This window comes from Arthrobacter sp. FX8 (assembly GCF_026723805.1).
GTDB lineage: Bacteria > Actinomycetota > Actinomycetes > Actinomycetales > Micrococcaceae > Arthrobacter.
Genome location: NZ_CP113505.1, coordinates 4060023 through 4076054 on the forward strand (window position 1 = coordinate 4060023; position 16032 = coordinate 4076054).

Here is a 16032-nt window from a genome sequence, read left to right on the forward strand (position 1 = left end):
GCGGGGCATCCCGGCCACCGGCGGCCCGGAGGTCAGGCAAGGCGGTCGATGATGGCCTGGCTCGCGGCGCGGATGGCCGGCAGCCGGTCCCCGAGCCCGCACAGGATCAGCCCGGCGTCGGCGGCCTGCAATGCCGATTCGGCGTTGGCCGCGCCGTCCGCGCGGAGGTAGATCAGGGATTCGACCAGGCGGAAGGTGAAGTCGCCGCCGTCGGGTCCGTGCGGGGAGGCTGACAACCCGGCGCCCAGTTCCCCGTAGAGCCGCCTGAGTTCCTGGCGGTTGTTGAGGAACCGGGCAAAGCGGGTGCTCCGGACCTCGGGCAGGTGGTACAGCACGCCAAGGTTCCACCGGGCGCTGCACAGTTGGGTGCCGTCATAAAGCGCGACGGCGTGCAGCCGGCTTCCAGCCGGACTTTCGGTTCCAGGTGCGTCGGCAGGAAGCGCGGCCACCGAGCGTGCGAACGTCAGCCCACCGGACACCGTCCCCTCGAGGAGGTCCTCGAGGATGTCGTCCTTGGTCTTGAAGTGGTGGTACAGGGACGACTGCCGGATGCCCACCGCGTCCGCGATGGACCGGGTGGAGGTGCTGGCAAAGCCGTGGGTGGTGAAAAGCTCCGCCGCGGCGTCCAGGATTTCATCGCGGGCGGTGGCACCTGGCCGCGAGGGCTGCTGGTGGCGGGGGCGTCCCGGTCCGGCTGAAGTCACGGCCCCATTCTTGCATTGCCGGGCGCGGCGGAAATGACGCCCGGACGTTGTGAGGGGACGGAAATCTGCCGGAAACAGGATGTCTATCCGCCTTTTACAGAGGCGAAACTGTTTGGGGACATCCCGCTGGAAAACTATCAAGTGACCGGTAATCCGCAGCCTTCGGCCGAGCGCTGCAGTGCCGGGAGGCTTCGCCCCCAAGATCCCTTTCCAGCCCCGGAGATTCCCGATGACATCAACCGTTCTCCCTACCGTCCACCAGGACGACGCAGACCTGACGTCCCTTGGCTACCAGCCCACCCTCCACCGGAAGCTCGGCCGCTACGCTTCGTTTGCCGCAGGCTTCTCGTTCGTTTCCATCCTCACCACCATCTTCCAGCTCTTCGCGTTCGGCTACTCCTTCGCCGGGCCGGCCTTCTTCTGGACCTGGCCCGTAGTGCTGGTGGGCCAGCTGCTCGTGGCCCTGAACTTCGCCGAACTTGCGGCCCGCTACCCCTTGTCCGGTGCCGTCTACCAGTGGGCGCGGCGCGTGGGCGGGGAAGGCGTAGGCTGGTTCGCCGGCTGGTTCATGGCGATCGCACAGGTGGTCACCGCAGCTGCTGCCGCAATCGCCCTGCAGGTGGTCCTGCCCCAGCTCTGGGACGGTTTCCAGGTGGTGGGCGGCGACTCCGCGCTCAACACGGTGACCGGCGCTTCCAACGCCGTGGTCCTCGGCGCCGTCCTCCTGGTCGCCACCACCATCATCAACTCCCTGGGCGTGAAGCTGATGGCCCACGTCAACTCCGTGGGTGTCACCTGCGAGATCGTGGGCGTCGCTGCCGTCATCCTGGCCCTCGTCAGTGCCGCCCAGCGCGGACCCGACGTGGTTGCGGACACCACCGTGCTGCAGGGATCGGACCTGGGCGCCGTGGGAGCCTTCCTGGTCTCGGGGCTGATGGCCGCCTACGTCATGGTGGGCTTCAACTCCGCCGGTGAACTGTCCGAGGAAACCAAGGACCCGCGCCGCACCGCACCCCGGACCATCCTTTCCGCCCTCCTCATCTCCGGCATCGGCGGGGCGCTGATGATCATCACCGCCCTCATGGCAGCGCCCAGCCTCGACGACGGCCGCCTCGCCACCGAAGGCCTGCCCTACGTCCTCACCGCGGTCCTGGGCACCTTCTGGGGCAAGGTCCTGCTGGTGGATGTCGCCATCGCCATCTTCGTCTGCACCCTGGCGATCCAGACCGCCGGTTCCCGCCTGGTCTTCTCCATGGCCCGCGACGGCAAGCTCCCGGCGTCGGCCCTGCTCTCCTCCGTGCACCCCACCCGCGGCACCCCCATGTGGCCCTCCATCGTGATCGGCGCCCTTGCAGTCGCCGTGCTGGCCATCAACGTCGGCAACGCCGCCCTGTTCACCACCCTGTGCAGCGTCTGCATCGTGATGGTCTACCTCGCCTACCTCCTGGTCACCGTCCCGCAGCTGGTCAACCGCCTCCGCGGCGACTGGAACCGGGTGGGGCAGACCATGCCGGCAGGCCTCTTCTCCCTGGGCCGCTGGGGCCTTCCAGTCAACATCCTCGCCGTCCTCTACGGCGGCGTCATGGTGGTCAACCTGGCATGGCCCCGGCCCGAGGTGTACGACCCCACAGGCGAGAACGGCATCCTTCTCTGGTCCGCGCCGCTGATGGTCACCGCGGTGCTGCTCCTGGGCATCTGGGTCCGAAGCAGGAACCTGGCCGCCAAGGCCTGACCCGCGGCCCCGCACCCAAAAACCACGCTTCCGCAAGCCACGCTTCCAAGACCTACAGGACTGACATGACACAGACCATCGAAACGCCAGCCGCCGGGACGGCCACCACGGCCGGTGCCCGCGCCCACGCCCGGGAACAGCACGGCAGGACCGCTGAGACCATGCGCCACGTACCGGCAGCGTCCGCGCCCGCGCACCTTCTGGCCGGACTGCCCGGAGTGGACGGGGCCGACGCCGCGTCCCCCACATGGGCGGAATCCGTCGCCTTTGGCCGCTACACCACCATGTCCCTGGCGCGCGGCACCCGGGTCCGGCTCACCGACACGGCAGGCGACGCCTGCGTGCACGCACTCCTGTACCGCGCCGGGGCCACCCACGAACGACTGAACGTCGCCGACACCGTCAAGGTCCCGTGGCAGGCCTACCCCGCCGCCGGGCACCCGCTGCTGTCCGACGCCGGCCGCCTGATGGCAACGATCGTGGCGGACACGTCGTCCCGGCATGACGCACTCACCGGCGCCACCACCCTCGCCGGCAACACCGCCAAGTACGGCGCCGGAACCGCCCACAGCCCCTCCCCGGCAGCACGCGAACTGCTCACCCTGGGCGCCCTCAAGAACGGCCTGGGCACCCGCGACGTGGCGCCGTCCATTTCCTTCTTCAAAGGCATCACCGTCGACCCTGCCGGCAGCATCACCTTTACCGGAAGCGCCGGGCCCGGTGCCGCCGTCGAACTCCTGCTCCAGCTGGACACCGTGCTGGTACTGGCCAACACCGCCCACCCCCTGGACCCGCGCGCTGACTTTGCGGGGACGGCCGTCGACATCGTCGCCTGGCACGCGCCGCAGGACCTGGCAGCACTGGAGGCCGGCCACCTGGCCGGACCATTGGCCCCGGAACACCTGCAGGCCCTCCGCAACACCGAACACGACCTCGCCGCAAGGAACGCCCGATGAACACTGCCGTTGACACCACGCCCATCCCGGACGCCGCCGCCACCGCGCTGGCCCCTGGCGCCGTTGTACTTGATGAGTTCGTCGAAGCCCGCGGCCCCTGGTCTGCCGTGGTGGCAGCAGGCGACGTGCTGACCATCGTGGACCTGGAAGGCAACCAGGCGGTTGACTGCCTGCTGTACGCCGCGGCGGACACCACCGTGCGCTACTCGGCGGCAGCCACCATCGCCGCACAGCAGTCCATCGTCCTCACCACCGGTTCGGTCCTGCGCGCCGACACCGGCGCTGCCCTGATGACTGTCGTTGCAGACGAAGTGGGCGTGCACGACACCATCGGGGGCGCCTGCTCACAGGAATCCAATACCCTCCGCTACGGCCAGCACACCCGCGAACAGCACGCCTGCGTGGAGAACTTCCTGATCGAGGGCTCGCGCTGGGGCCTGGGCAAACGGGACCTGGTGTCCAACATCAACTGGTTCATGAACGTCCCGGTGGACCCGGACGGCGCCTTGGGCATCGTTGACGGCCTGTCCGCCGCGGGAAAGCGCGTGGCACTGAAGGCGGAGGTGGACACCCTGGTCCTGGTCTCCAACTGCCCGCAGATCAACAACCCGTGCAACGGCTTCAACCCCACCCCCGTCCGCATGATCGTCACCCGGCCGGAGGCTGCGCTGTGAACCCCTTTGACACGCCGAACACCTTCGACACACTGTTGATCGCCAACCGCGGCGAGATCGCGTGCCGCATCATTGAGTCCGCCCGCAGGTTGGGCCTGCGCACCGTTGCCGTCTTCTCCGAGGCGGACCGCGGCGCCAAGCACGTCCGGCTCGCCGACGAGGCTGTACTGCTGGGGCCTGCGCCGGCCAAGGAATCCTACCTCCGGGTGGACGCAATCCTGGCGGCGGCAAAGGAAACCGGCGCCGGCGCCATCCACCCCGGCTACGGCTTCCTCTCCGAGGATGCGGCCTTCGCCGAGGCCGTGGAAGCGGCGGGACTGGTCTTCGTGGGCCCCACCGCCGAGCAACTGCGCATCTTCGGCACCAAGCACACAGCGCGCGACGCCGCCCGGGCAGCCGGGGTGCCGATGATCGCCGGTTCAGGGCTGCTTGGGGACGTGGACGACGCCGTTGCGGCCAGCACCGCGATTGGCTTCCCGCTGATGCTCAAGGCCACCGGCGGTGGCGGCGGGATCGGCATGACGGTCTGCCGCAACGAGGCCGAGCTTGTGGACAGCTTCCCCCGCGTGGCCCGCCTGGCAGGCGCCAGCTTCGGCACCGCAGGGGTTTTCGCCGAGCGGTACGTGGAGAACGCCCGGCACGTCGAGGTACAGATCTTTGGCGATGGCGAAGGCCGCGTGGTCAGCCTGGGGGACCGCGACTGCTCCCTGCAGCGCCGCCACCAGAAAGTCCTCGAAGAGGCACCCGCACCCGACCTTCCGGACGAACTGCGGGAAGAACTGCACCGCAGCTCCCGGGCCCTCTGCGCCTCCCTTAACTACCGCTCCGCCGGCACCGTCGAGTTCGTCTACGACTCCGCCCGCAAGGAAGCCTCCTTCCTGGAAGTCAACGCCCGGCTCCAGGTGGAGCACCCCGTCACCGAAGCCGTCACCGGGGTGGACCTGGTGGCATGGATGCTCCGCCTGGCCCAGGGCGGCAGCCAGGCCCAGGCAGTCCTTGCGGACGTGCCGGACAGCCTGCCCGTGACCGGCCACGCCGTGGAGGCCCGCGTTTACGCCGAGGATCCGGCCCGGGGCTTCCAGCCCAGCGCCGGAACCGTCACCAACGCCGCCTACCCCACGGCGGCAGAAGCACGCGTGGACGCCTGGGTGGAAACCGGCACCGACGTTTCCACCAACTACGACCCCCTCCTGGGCAAGATCATCACCTCCGGCACTGACCGCACCGAAGCTTTCGACCTCCTCGCCGCAGCGCTGGGCAACACCCGGATTGACGGCATCGAGACCAACTTAGGGCTGCTCCGCGCCGCCACCGGCCTGGAGGTGGTGCGCAGCGTTCAGCACTCCACCAGCACCCTGGACAACGTGGGGGACCCGGAGCCGCGCATCACCGTGGGCCGGCCCGGCCTGCAGACCAGCGTGCAGGACTGGCCCGGCCGCACCGGCCTCTGGCAGATCGGCGTTCCGCCCAGCGGCCCCATGGACGATCTCTCATTCCGGCTTGGCAACACCGCGCTGGGCAACCCCGAAGGCGCCCCGGGCCTCGAGTTCACCATGACCGGCCCCAGCCTGACCTTCACCCACGCCACCACCGTCTGCGTTACCGGCGCCGAAGTGGCTGTGACAGTTGACGGAACGGAGGTGCCCGCCTGGACGCCCGTGACGGTCCCGGCAGGCGGAACGCTCGACGCCGGCACCGCAGCCGGCAAGGGCCTGCGCGGCTACATCCTGTTCCAGGGCGGCCTGGACATTCCCGAGTACCTGGGCAGCGCCTCCACCTTCACCCTTGGCCAGTTCGGTGGCCACGCCGGACGGGTCCTGCGCGCGGGCGATGTGCTGCGGACGGTCAAGCCTGCCGCCGGCGCACCCGAGGAAGCCGCCGCGGCAGCGGTGCCCCTCGACAGCCGTCCCGCCCTCACCTCCACCTGGGAACTGGCCGTGGCCGAGGGCCCGCACGGCGCCCCGGAATTCTTCCAGCGTGAGGACATCGAGGAACTGTACAGCGCGGAGTACGAGGTCCACTTCAACTCCGCCCGCACCGGCGTGCGCCTCACCGGCCCCAAGCCCCGCTGGGCACGCACCGACGGCGGCGAAGCAGGCCTGCACCCCTCCAACATCCACGACACCGCCTACTCGGTGGGTGCCCTGGACTTCACCGGCGACACCCCCATCCTGCTCGGCCCGGACGGCCCCAGCCTGGGCGGTTTCGTCTGCCCCGTCACCGTGGTGACGGCCGAACGCTGGAAGCTCGGCCAGCTGCGCCCGGGGGACAAAGTCCGCTTCGTGCCCATCAAAGCCAGCCAGGCGCCGTCGGCCAGGGACCTGGGACCCGGCCGCCAGCTGGTGCTCCCGGGCGACGCCGGCTGGTCCGGCAATCTTTCAGCGCACCTCCCGGCGGTGAGCCCGGCAGCCGGCCGTCCCGCACGCACGGTACGCGGCGACGGCGACGACGGCGTGCTGGGCCGGGTGCCGGAAGGTTCCGGCCGGCCCGCGGTCACGTACCGCCGCTCCGGAGACGACAACCTGCTGGTGGAATACGGCGAGATGGTGCTGGACCTGGGCCTGCGCGCCCGGGTCCACGCCCTGCACCAGCACATCGAAGCGCTCCGGGTACCCGGCATCGTGGACCTCACCCCGGGTATCCGGTCGCTGCAGATCAAGGTGGACCCGTCCGTCCTCCCCACCGGGCGGCTGCTGGACCTGATCCAGGAAATCGAGGCCGCCCTGCCCGCCAGCTCAGAACTGGTGGTCCCCAGCCGCACCGTCCGGCTGCCGCTGTCCTGGGACGATCCGGCCACCCGCGAAGCAATCGAACGCTACATGGCAGGCGTCCGCGACGACGCCCCTTGGTGCCCGTGGAACATCGAATTCATTCGGCGGATCAACGGCCTGGACTCCATCAGCGACGTCTTCGACACCGTCTTCAACGCAGAGTACCTGGTCCTGGGCCTGGGCGACGTCTACCTCGGCGCCCCCGTGGCCACCCCGCTGGACCCCCGCCACCGCCTGGTCACCACCAAGTACAACCCCGCCCGGACCTGGACGCCCGAGAACGCGGTGGGCATCGGCGGCGCCTACATGTGCATCTACGGCATGGAGGGCCCCGGCGGCTACCAGTTCGTTGGCCGCACCACCCAGGTCTGGTCGCGGTACGCCGGTTCGGCCCCGTTCGAACCCGGTTCGCCCTGGCTGCTCCGGTTCTTCGACCGCATCTCCTGGTACCCCGTCAGCCCCGAGGAACTCCTGGACCTGCGCGCGGACATGGCAGCAGGACGCGGCCGCGGCGTGGAGATCGAGGAGGGCACGTTCTCCCTCGCCGAGCACGAACAGTTCCTTGCCGACAACAGCCGGTCCATCGACGCGTTCCGGGAGAAGCAGGGCGCAGCGTTCGCGGTGGAACGGCAGGCCTGGGCCGACGCCGGCGAGTTCGACCGGGCGGACGCGCTCGCCGCCGTCGTGGCCCCCGCTGTTGACGACGTGGTGGTTCCCGACGGCGGATCGCTCATCTCCGCACCGTTCGCCGCCAGCGTCTGGAAGGTGGACGTCAAGGCCGGCGACCGTGTCGCCAAGGGCCAGCCGCTGGTCTCGCTGGAAGCAATGAAGATGGAAACGGTCCTCGAAGCGCCGTGCGAGGGCGTGGTGCTCCGCGTCCTGCCGGCCGCCGGCTCCCAGGTGGTGGCCGGCGAGGCGGTAGTGGTCCTCGGCGCCGACTTGGGCCTTGAACTGGCAGACGACGCCCAGGAACTGGAAGAGGCAGCAGTATGAGCTCGGCAACCAACAGCAGTGCCACCAGTCGCGCCAAGGCGGCACTCGCGGCGCTGGAATCAGTGAACCGGCCTGAAATCTGGATCACGGTCCGCAGCGGCGAGGACCTCCTGGCGGAGGCTGCCGCGATCGACGCCGCCGTGGCAGGTGGCGCGGATCTGCCGTTGGCCGGGCTGCTTTTGGCCGTCAAGAACAATGTTGACGTGGCGGGCATCCCCACCACGGCAGCCTGCCCTGGCTTTGCCTACACGCCGGAAAAGGATGCGGAAGCGGTGGCCCGCCTCCGCGCCGCCGGTGCCCTGGTCCTGGGCGCCACCAACCTGGACCAGTTCGCCACCGGGCTGGTGGGGACGCGCAGCCCCTACGGCGCCGTCCGGGATTCGCGCCGGCCGGAGTACATTTCCGGCGGTTCCAGCTCCGGCTCCGCGGTGGCGGTGGCACTGGGACTGGTGGACATCGCGATCGGCACGGACACGGCGGGCTCCGGCCGGGTGCCCGCCGGGCTGCAGGGCATCGTGGGCATCAAGGCAACACTGAACGCCGTCTCCACGGAGGGGGTGGTGCCCGCCTGCCGGTCCTGGGACGCCGTCACCATCTTTGCCCGGCACCTGTCCACCGCCGAGCTGGCCATGGGCTTCATGGCCGGCAACTCCCGGTCCTGGCCTGCGGACATCAAACTGGCCGCGCCGGCACGTCCCCGCGTGGCATTTCCCGCCAGCCTGCCCGCATTGCCCCCTGAGTGGGCCGCGGAATTCCAGCGGCAGGTTGACCGCCTGCGGTCCAGCGGGGTGGATGCCGAAGCAATCGAATTCGACGACTTCCTGCAGGCAGCACGGCTGCTGTACGAGGGCGCGCTGGTGGCCGAACGCCACGCTGCGGTGGGGGCCTTCCTGGCAAAGCACGACGCCGGCACTGACGGCCAGGCGGGCATCGATCCCACCGTGGCGGGCATCATCCGGGCGGCCGGTACCGTTTCCGCCTCCCGGTACGTTGCCGATACCGCCCGGCTGGAGGAACTGCGGACCAGGGCGCTGGCCCGGATCGCCGGCTTCGATGCCCTCCTGGTTCCCACGGCGCCCTTCCACCCCACGCTGGCTGAGGTGGCCGCGGACCCGGTAGGCGTGAATTCGCTGATGGGCACCTACACCAATTTCTGTAACCTGTTCGACCTCTGTGCCGTGGCTGTCCCTGCCGGGGAAGTGGACGGCGCGCAGTTCGGCCTCACGGTGGTCGGCCGGACCTTCGACGATGCCGTGGCGGCCGATATCGCCCGCCGCCTGGAGCTAACCCCGGACGCTCCCGCCCTCTTCGCTCCGGGCGCAGCAGCGGAAGTTGGCCGCACCGGCGCCCACCCGTCGTCGTCCACGCCCTGGCCTTTGGCGGCGGGCGCAACGGCCGTGCCGCTGGTGGTGGTGGGTGCGCACCGCAAGGGCCAGCCGCTGGCACCGCAGCTGGAGGAACTCGGGGCCTCGTGGGATGGTCCGGTCCGGACCGCCGCACGCTACCGCATGGTGGCGCTGGACACGGTGCCGGCAAAGCCGGGCGTCTACCGGTCCGACGACGGCGCGGAACTGGTGGGGGAGCGGTGGCTGCTGTCCCCTGCGGCCCTGGGGACGTTCCTGGCCGCCCTCCCGGAACCCATGCTCCTGGGATCCGTGGAGCTTTCGGACGGCTCCAGCGCCGTCGGGTTCGCCTGTGATGCGGTTGCCGCTGCGGGCGGGAAGGACATCACGGCCTGGGGTGACTGGCTGGCGGACCGGAGCGTGGAACCGAAGCCGCGGACCGTGTGGCGGGACCTGGGGGAGGCGGCCCTGGCCGGGTTCAGCCGCGGCGAGCGGGGATAGTGCCGGCAGCATCCGGGCGGGTTCCGCCGTCCGGATGCCCGCCCGTGAAATACGCTGCGATGTCGGTCACAAGCTCCTTGACGGCCGCCGGAATGGACCCGTGGAAGCACTTGGGGGAGAGCTGGTAAGTGCTGCCTGGAACTGCCTGGTGCAGCCGCTCCGCCGTTTCCTTGTAGCCCGGGCTGGTGGCCTTCTTCATGTGCGCCAGGGCGTGGCCCACCTTGCCGCCGTTGACGGCGTCCTCGAACCCGTCCAGCCACGCGGTGTCGATGTTGCCGTCGATGTTCACCGCTGCGTCGTACACCGCAAGCCTGTCCGGGACCTTTACGGTTCCGCTGAACTCCTGCACGGCGTTCAGCGCCACCGCTCCGCCCAGCCCTCTCCCAGGCCTTTCGCCAGGGCGATGGAGAACTGGCGGTAGATCAGGGCCGTGAGGAACGCGCCGCCGATCAGCAGCACCCGCTTTTGCCCGGGCGCGTCTTCGGTGCCGTAGCTGTACAAAGCCAGCCTGCCGCCGTCGTGCGCTGGAAGTACCCGTTCTTTCACCCGTCCATCCCAGGGTGTGAGCCTGCGGGCCAGCTGCAAGTCCTGGCACCCAATGCCCGGTAAACTTGATGATTGTGACTTCCCAAAACACCCCCTCGCCCAAGAACGCCCCGGAGCCCGTTGATGCCAGCGAGCAGATGCGGATCCGCATGGAAAAGCGCGCCAAACTTCTTGAGCGCGGCACGGAGGCGTACCCCGTGGGGGTGGAGCGGACGCATTCGCTCGCCGAGATCCGGGAAAAGTACGCCCACCTCGAGGCCGACGACACCACCGGCGACACCGTGGGCGTCACCGGCCGCGTTGTCTTTATCCGCAACACCGGCAAGCTCTGCTTCGCCACCCTGCAGGAAGGCGGCACCGACGGCAAAGCCACCCGCCTGCAGGCCATGCTGAGCCTGGCCAACGTGGGTGAGGAGGCGCTCGCCGACTGGAAGGCCCTGGTTGACCTCGGCGACCACGTGTTCATCAAGGGCGAGGTCATCTCCTCCCGCCGCGGCGAGCTGTCGATCATGGCGGACTCCTGGTCCATGGCCTCCAAGGCCCTGCGCCCGCTTCCGGTCCTGCACGCGGACCTGAACGAGGAAACCCGCGTCCGCCAGCGCTACGTCGACCTGATGGTCCGCGACGAAGCCCGCGAAATGGTCTACACCCGTGCCGCCATCACCCGCTCCATCCGCGAAACGCTGTTCCGGCACCGCTACGTGGAAGTGGAAACCCCCATCCTGAACCTGATCCACGGCGGCGCCCTCGCCCGGCCGTTCGAAACCCACATGAACGCCTTCGACCAGAAGATGACGCTGCGCATCGCCACCGAGCTGTACCTCAAGCGCGCCGTCGTTGGCGGCATCGACCGCGTGTATGACATGGGCCGCGTGTTCCGCAACGAGGGCGTGGACTCCACCCACAGCCCCGAATTCACCACCCTTGAGTGCTACGAGGCCTGGGCGGACCAGTTCGTGATGGCAGAGCGGATCAAGGAGATCATCCTCGACGCCGCCGACGCCGTGGGTGCCGGACGCGTCCTTCAGACCGAGGCGGGGGAGATCAACCTCGACGGCGAGTGGGCCTGGCTGGCCGTCTACCCCGGACTTTCCGACGCCGTGGGGCAGGAGATCACGCCGGAGACGCCCGTTGAGGTGCTTCGGGAGATCGCGGAAAAGCACGACGTCAAGGCGGACCCCAAGTGGGACGCCGAAAAGCTGGCGGTGGAACTCTTCGGCGAAATCGTGGAGCCCACCCTGCTGAACCCCACCTTCGTCTACGACTACCCGCCCTCCGCCCAGCCGCTGGCCCGCCCGCACCGCGAGGACGGCCGCCTGATCGAGGCCTGGGACCTGATCATCGGCGGCATGGAGCGCGGCACCGCCTTCTCCGAGCTGATCGACCCCGTCATCCAGCGCGAACGGCTCACCGAGCAGTCCCTGCACGCAGCCGCCGGTGACGTGGAGGCAATGCAGCTGGACGAGGACTTCCTGCGCGCCCTGGAATACGGCGCCCCTCCCATGGGCGGCATCGGCCTGGGCATCGACCGGCTGGTCATGCTCTTCACGGGCGCCGGCATCCGCGAAACCATCCTGTTCCCCCTGCTGAAGCCCGAAGGGCACTGATCATGGAATACGTAGCGGTTATCCTGCCCTCCCTGGTGGTGGGCCTGCTGTTCTGGTTCGCCATGAAGGCAATCTTCAACGCGGACAAGGCCGAGCGCCAGGCGGAGGCCCGTGCGCAGGCCGAGGCGGATTCCCTGCCGGTGCAGCCCACGGACCGCCCGGGCCCCGAATCCAAATAGATAAACCCCTTCTTTCCGGTTTTATCCCCAAGGAACCAATAGGCGCTTTGACGCGTTGCCAAGATAAGAGTCATAATTTTTTTGGGAAACATCCTGCTTTTCTGAAAACCCAAGAGGAAGACCTTTAATGGCACAGAAAGTAAACATCATCCTCGTTGATGATCTGGATGGGGGATCCGCAGACGAGAATGTTAAGTTCGGCCTCGATGGGGTCAACTACGAGATTGACCTGTCAGCAGCCAATGCCGCTGAACTTCGGTCTTCACTGGAGAGGTTCATCAACGCTGCACGCAAGGCTTCCGGAGGCCGCACCGCCCAGCGGGCGAAGGCTCCGGCCGGTGGCCGCAGCCACGATTCGGCACAAATCCGGCAATGGGCCCGGGATAACGGCTACACCGTTAACAGCCGCGGCCGAATTCAGGCTGAAATCCAGGAAGCCTACCAAAAGGCAAATTCCTAGGTACGCGCGTGGCCTGACTAAAAAGCCCTGCTTCCCACCTTCGGGAGGCAGGGCTTTTTGGCTGGGTCCAGGTATTTAGCGGTACGGGCGTAATTACTCCCGCGCCGCAGCCGGGGATTCACCGCTGTGCGATTCACGGCGCAGCAGGCTGCCGGCAGCAAACTGTTCGGCGACATAGAACACGAAAGGCGGAATATCGCCTGTTTTCGCCAGTGCCACTCCAGACCCGGCACTGGCGAGGGCCAGCGCTGCCGCTTCCTTTTTCCGGTGCGGCAAGGTTGCCAGGGTGCCGGACAGGGACCCGAGCGCGAGCACATGCAGCCACGCATAGGCGTGGAACAGCCACGCCGGGAAGCGGCGCGCCGCGAAGCGCTCCAGGTCCGACGCACGCATTGCGAGTTCGGACACAAATAACGGCGCCCCGGCGGCAAGTGCGACGGCCGCTGTGCCGGCGAGTGCCCTGCTCCTTCCGGGCGGGAGGGCCAGGGCCAGCCGGGCAAACGCCGCGGGCATGGCAGCCGTCCCCGCCGCGGCCACATGCTGTCCGGCCACCCACCAGCGCTGCCCTTTCCGGAGCATGTCCAGCCGCCGCGCAGCGTCGGGCTCCAGGTAGACCCCCGGCACCGGGCTGATGCCGGCCAGCCAAACCGCGCCGGCGGCGAGGGCAACCCCCGCCGGGCGCCTTACGCGTTCCAGGTCCACCTGCGACATGTTCCCGCCCTCCCCGCTGATTCACGCTGCCCATGTTGCTCCCGCTGGAGCGGCCAGGGCCCTCGTTAGGGCCAAGAATGGCCCATCACCCGGCGCGGGACAAGGGCTTCTTGGAGGGCTCCTTTGCCCGCTGCTGCCCGGCGGCCGAAGTCCGTGGAAGGGGGCGCGGCAATATTCCCGGAAGACCCATGTTTCCCCTGTGGCGAACACGCTCCACAACTTGGGACCGGCCACGTAGCATCAAAGTACGTCGTAGCTAGGAGTGTGGCGAAATGTTTGAGCGATTTACGGACCGTGCCCGTCGCGTAGTTGTGCTTGCCCAAGAAGAGGCACGCATGCTGAACCACAATTACATCGGTACCGAACACATCCTCTTGGGTCTGATCCATGAGGGTGAGGGCGTTGCCGCCAAAGCTCTTGAGTCCTTGAGCATTTCGCTCGACGGCGTGCGCGAGCAGGTGCAGGAGATCATCGGGCAGGGCCAGCAGGCCCCTCCGGCCACATCCCCTTCACCCCCGCGCCAAGAAGGTGCTGGAGCTCTCGCTGCGCGAAGCCCTGCAGCTGGGCCACAACTACATCGGCACGGAGCACATCCTGCTCGGCCTGATCCGCGAGGGTGAAGGCGTCGCCGCCCAGGTGCTGGTCAAGCTCGGCGCCGACCTCAACCGGGTCCGCCAGCAGGTCATCCAGCTCCTCTCCGGCTACCAGGGCAAGGAAACCACCGGCGCAGGCGTCGGCGGCGGACAGCCCGAAGGCGCACCCGCCGGTTCCGTGGTCCTGGACCAGTTCGGCCGCAACCTGACCCAGGCTGCGCGCGAGAACAAGCTGGACCCCGTCATCGGCCGCGAGCAGGAAATGGAACGCGTCATGCAGGTCCTTTCCCGCCGCACCAAGAACAACCCGGTCCTCATCGGTGAGCCCGGCGTCGGCAAGACGGCCGTCGTCGAAGGCCTGGCCCAGGCGATTGTCCGCGGCGACGTTCCGGAGACCATCCGGGACAAGCAGCTGTACACCCTGGACCTCGGTTCCCTGGTGGCAGGTTCCCGTTACCGCGGTGACTTTGAAGAGCGCCTGAAGAAGGTCCTCAAGGAGATCCGCACGCGCGGCGACATCATCCTGTTCATCGATGAGATCCACACGCTGGTGGGTGCCGGTGCCGCCGAAGGCGCCATCGACGCAGCCTCGATCCTGAAGCCCATGCTGGCCCGCGGCGAGCTGCAGACCATCGGCGCCACCACTCTGGATGAGTACCGCAAGCACATCGAGAAGGACGCCGCCCTGGAGCGCCGCTTCCAGCCGATCCAGGTCAAGGAACCCTCCGTGGCGCACGCCATTGAGATCCTCAAGGGCCTGCGCGACCGCTACGAGGCGCACCACCGGGTCACCATCACCGACGGCGCCCTGGCCTCCGCTGCAAGCCTGGCCGAGCGCTACATCTCGGACCGCTTCCTGCCGGACAAGGCGATCGACCTGATCGACGAAGCCGGCGCCCGGCTGCGCATCCGCCGCATGACCGCTCCGCCGGAGCTCAAGGCCATGGACGAGCGCATCGCCAAGCTGAAGATGGAGAAGGAATCCGCCATCGACGCGCAGGACTTCGAAGGCGCCGCTTCGCTCCGCGACAAGGAACAGAAGATGATTTCCGAGCGCGCGGAGAAGGAACGCCACTGGAAGTCCGGCGGCATGGACGACATCTCCGAGGTGGATGAGGATCTCATCGCCGAGGTGCTGGCCAACTCCACCGGCATCCCCGTCTTCAAGCTGACCGAGGAAGAGTCCTCGCGGCTGCTCAAGATGGAAGACGAACTGCACAAGCGCGTGGTGGGCCAGGACGAGGCCATCAAGGCACTGTCGCAGGCCATCCGCCGTACCCGTGCAGGGCTCAAGGACCCCAAGCGCCCCGGTGGCTCGTTCATCTTCGCCGGCCCCACCGGCGTCGGCAAGACCGAGCTCGCAAAGGCACTCGCGGAGTTCCTGTTCGGTGAAGAGGACGCCCTCATCACCCTGGACATGTCCGAGTACTCCGAGAAGCACACCGTCTCGCGGCTCTTCGGTGCCCCTCCGGGCTACGTCGGCTACGAAGAGGGTGGCCAGCTGACCGAGAAGGTCCGCCGCCGTCCGTTCTCCGTGGTGCTGTTCGACGAAGTGGAAAAGGCCCACGCGGACCTCTTCAACTCGCTGCTGCAGATCCTGGAAGACGGCCGCCTCACGGACTCCCAGGGCCGCGTGGTGGACTTCAAGAACACCGTGATCATCATGACCACCAACCTGGGTACCCGGGACATCTCCAAGAGCGTTGCCACCGGCTTCCAGTCCGGCACCGACACGCAGACCGGCTACAACCGCATGCGTGCCCGTGTGACGGAGGAGCTCAAGCAGCACTTCCGTCCCGAGTTCCTGAACCGTGTTGACGACGTCGTGGTGTTCCCGCAGCTGACCCAGGACGAGATCATCGAGATCGTGGACCTGTTCGTCACCCGCCTGGAGAAGCGCCTCAAGGACAAGGACATGGGCATCGAGCTCACCAAGGCCGCAAAGGTGCTCCTCGCAACCCGCGGCTACGATCCCGCCATGGGTGCCCGGCCCCTGCGCCGCACCATCCAGCGCGAGATCGAGGACCAGCTCTCCGAGAAGATCCTCTTCGGCGAGATCCACCCCGGCGACATCGTCGTGGTGGATGTCGAAGGCGAAGGCGACGACGCGAAGTTCACCTTCGCCGGCAACGCCAAGCCGCGCATCCCGGAGATCGCCCCGAGCGTCTAGTCTCCACAGCCAAAGCCCCGCCACTCCGCAAGGAGCGGCGGGGCTTCCGCTTGTTAACCACCCCTCCGCCGGCTGGGTCCGGTGCTTTCATC

General features: G+C 68.2%; 10 protein-coding genes and 2 pseudogenes. 9 read left to right on the forward strand and 3 right to left on the reverse strand.

Translation table 11 applies throughout. The features are described 5' to 3' along the window. Positions 1–32: 32 nt before the first annotated feature. Entirely contained in the window at positions 33–704 is a 672-nt protein-coding gene (locus tag OUO20_RS19035; protein WP_056388396.1) for a TetR/AcrR family transcriptional regulator, read from the reverse strand. Positions 705–933: 229 nt separating this feature from the next. Between OUO20_RS19035 and OUO20_RS19040 the strand changes: the two genes are divergently transcribed. The 5 genes from OUO20_RS19040 to atzF all read left to right on the forward strand — a co-directional run bounded on the left by OUO20_RS19040 (position 934) and on the right by atzF (position 9674). Next, a complete protein-coding gene (locus OUO20_RS19040; RefSeq protein WP_056388394.1) occupies positions 934–2436 on the forward strand; it encodes an amino acid permease in 1503 nt (500 codons plus the stop codon). A 65-nt stretch (positions 2437–2501) separates the two neighbouring features. Continuing rightward, a complete protein-coding gene (locus tag OUO20_RS19045; RefSeq protein ID WP_268002426.1) occupies positions 2502–3392 on the forward strand; it encodes an urea amidolyase associated protein UAAP1 in 891 nt (296 codons plus the stop codon). After that, a complete protein-coding gene (locus OUO20_RS19050; RefSeq protein ID WP_056388391.1) occupies positions 3389–4066 on the forward strand; it encodes an urea amidolyase associated protein UAAP2 in 678 nt (225 codons plus the stop codon). Before OUO20_RS19045 ends, OUO20_RS19050 begins: the two co-directional genes overlap by 4 nt. Further along, a complete protein-coding gene (uca, locus tag OUO20_RS19055; protein WP_268002428.1) occupies positions 4063–7830 on the forward strand; it encodes an urea carboxylase in 3768 nt (1255 codons plus the stop codon). Before OUO20_RS19050 ends, uca begins: the two co-directional genes overlap by 4 nt. Continuing rightward, positions 7827–9674, forward strand: a complete 1848-nt coding sequence (gene atzF, locus OUO20_RS19060) for an allophanate hydrolase (protein WP_268002429.1) — start codon at positions 7827–7829, stop codon at positions 9672–9674. Before uca ends, atzF begins: the two co-directional genes overlap by 4 nt. Here atzF and OUO20_RS21600 read toward each other — a convergent pair. Further along, a pseudogene (locus tag OUO20_RS21600) lies at positions 9652–10220 on the reverse strand (hypothetical protein). The gene atzF and the pseudogene OUO20_RS21600 sit on opposite strands and share 23 nt — an antisense overlap. A 68-nt stretch (positions 10221–10288) precedes the next feature. On the opposite strand from OUO20_RS21600, the gene lysS reads away from it, so the two are divergent. From lysS to OUO20_RS19085, 3 genes are all read left to right on the forward strand, one after another. Then, on the forward strand, positions 10289–11827 hold the full coding sequence (gene lysS / locus OUO20_RS19075; protein ID WP_268002431.1) for a lysine--tRNA ligase: 1539 nt from the start codon (positions 10289–10291) through the stop codon (positions 11825–11827). Positions 11828–11829: 2 nt separating this feature from the next. Further along, entirely contained in the window at positions 11830–12006 is a 177-nt protein-coding gene (locus tag OUO20_RS19080) for a hypothetical protein (RefSeq protein ID WP_018770963.1), read from the forward strand. 127 nt (positions 12007–12133) lie between these two features. After that, positions 12134–12466, forward strand: coding sequence for a histone-like nucleoid-structuring protein Lsr2 (locus OUO20_RS19085; RefSeq protein ID WP_018770962.1), 333 nt, complete (start codon positions 12134–12136; stop codon positions 12464–12466). Positions 12467–12559: 93 nt separating this feature from the next. Here the strand turns inward: OUO20_RS19085 and OUO20_RS19090 are convergent, their stop codons facing one another. After that, on the reverse strand, positions 12560–13177 hold the full coding sequence (locus OUO20_RS19090; protein WP_268002432.1) for a hypothetical protein: 618 nt from the start codon (positions 13175–13177) through the stop codon (positions 12560–12562). Positions 13178–13449: 272 nt separating this feature from the next. Between OUO20_RS19090 and OUO20_RS19095 the strand changes: the two are divergent. Then, positions 13450–15940, forward strand: a pseudogene (locus tag OUO20_RS19095) (ATP-dependent Clp protease ATP-binding subunit). The last annotated feature ends 92 nt before the right edge of the window (positions 15941–16032 follow it).

Coding starts and splice junctions, on each gene's coding strand:
- OUO20_RS19040 (WP_056388394.1), top strand. CDS start 934: ATGACATCAACCGTTCTCCCTACCGTCCACCAGGACGACGCAGACCTG.
- OUO20_RS19045 (WP_268002426.1), top strand. CDS start 2,502: ATGACACAGACCATCGAAACGCCAGCCGCCGGGACGGCCACCACGGCC.
- OUO20_RS19050 (WP_056388391.1), top strand. CDS start 3,389: ATGAACACTGCCGTTGACACCACGCCCATCCCGGACGCCGCCGCCACC.
- atzF (WP_268002429.1), top strand. CDS start 7,827: ATGAGCTCGGCAACCAACAGCAGTGCCACCAGTCGCGCCAAGGCGGCA.
- lysS (WP_268002431.1), top strand. CDS start 10,289: ATGATTGTGACTTCCCAAAACACCCCCTCGCCCAAGAACGCCCCGGAG.
- OUO20_RS19080 (WP_018770963.1), top strand. CDS start 11,830: ATGGAATACGTAGCGGTTATCCTGCCCTCCCTGGTGGTGGGCCTGCTG.
- OUO20_RS19085 (WP_018770962.1), top strand. CDS start 12,134: ATGGCACAGAAAGTAAACATCATCCTCGTTGATGATCTGGATGGGGGA.
- OUO20_RS19090 (WP_268002432.1), bottom strand. CDS start 13,177: ATGTCGCAGGTGGACCTGGAACGCGTAAGGCGCCCGGCGGGGGTTGCC.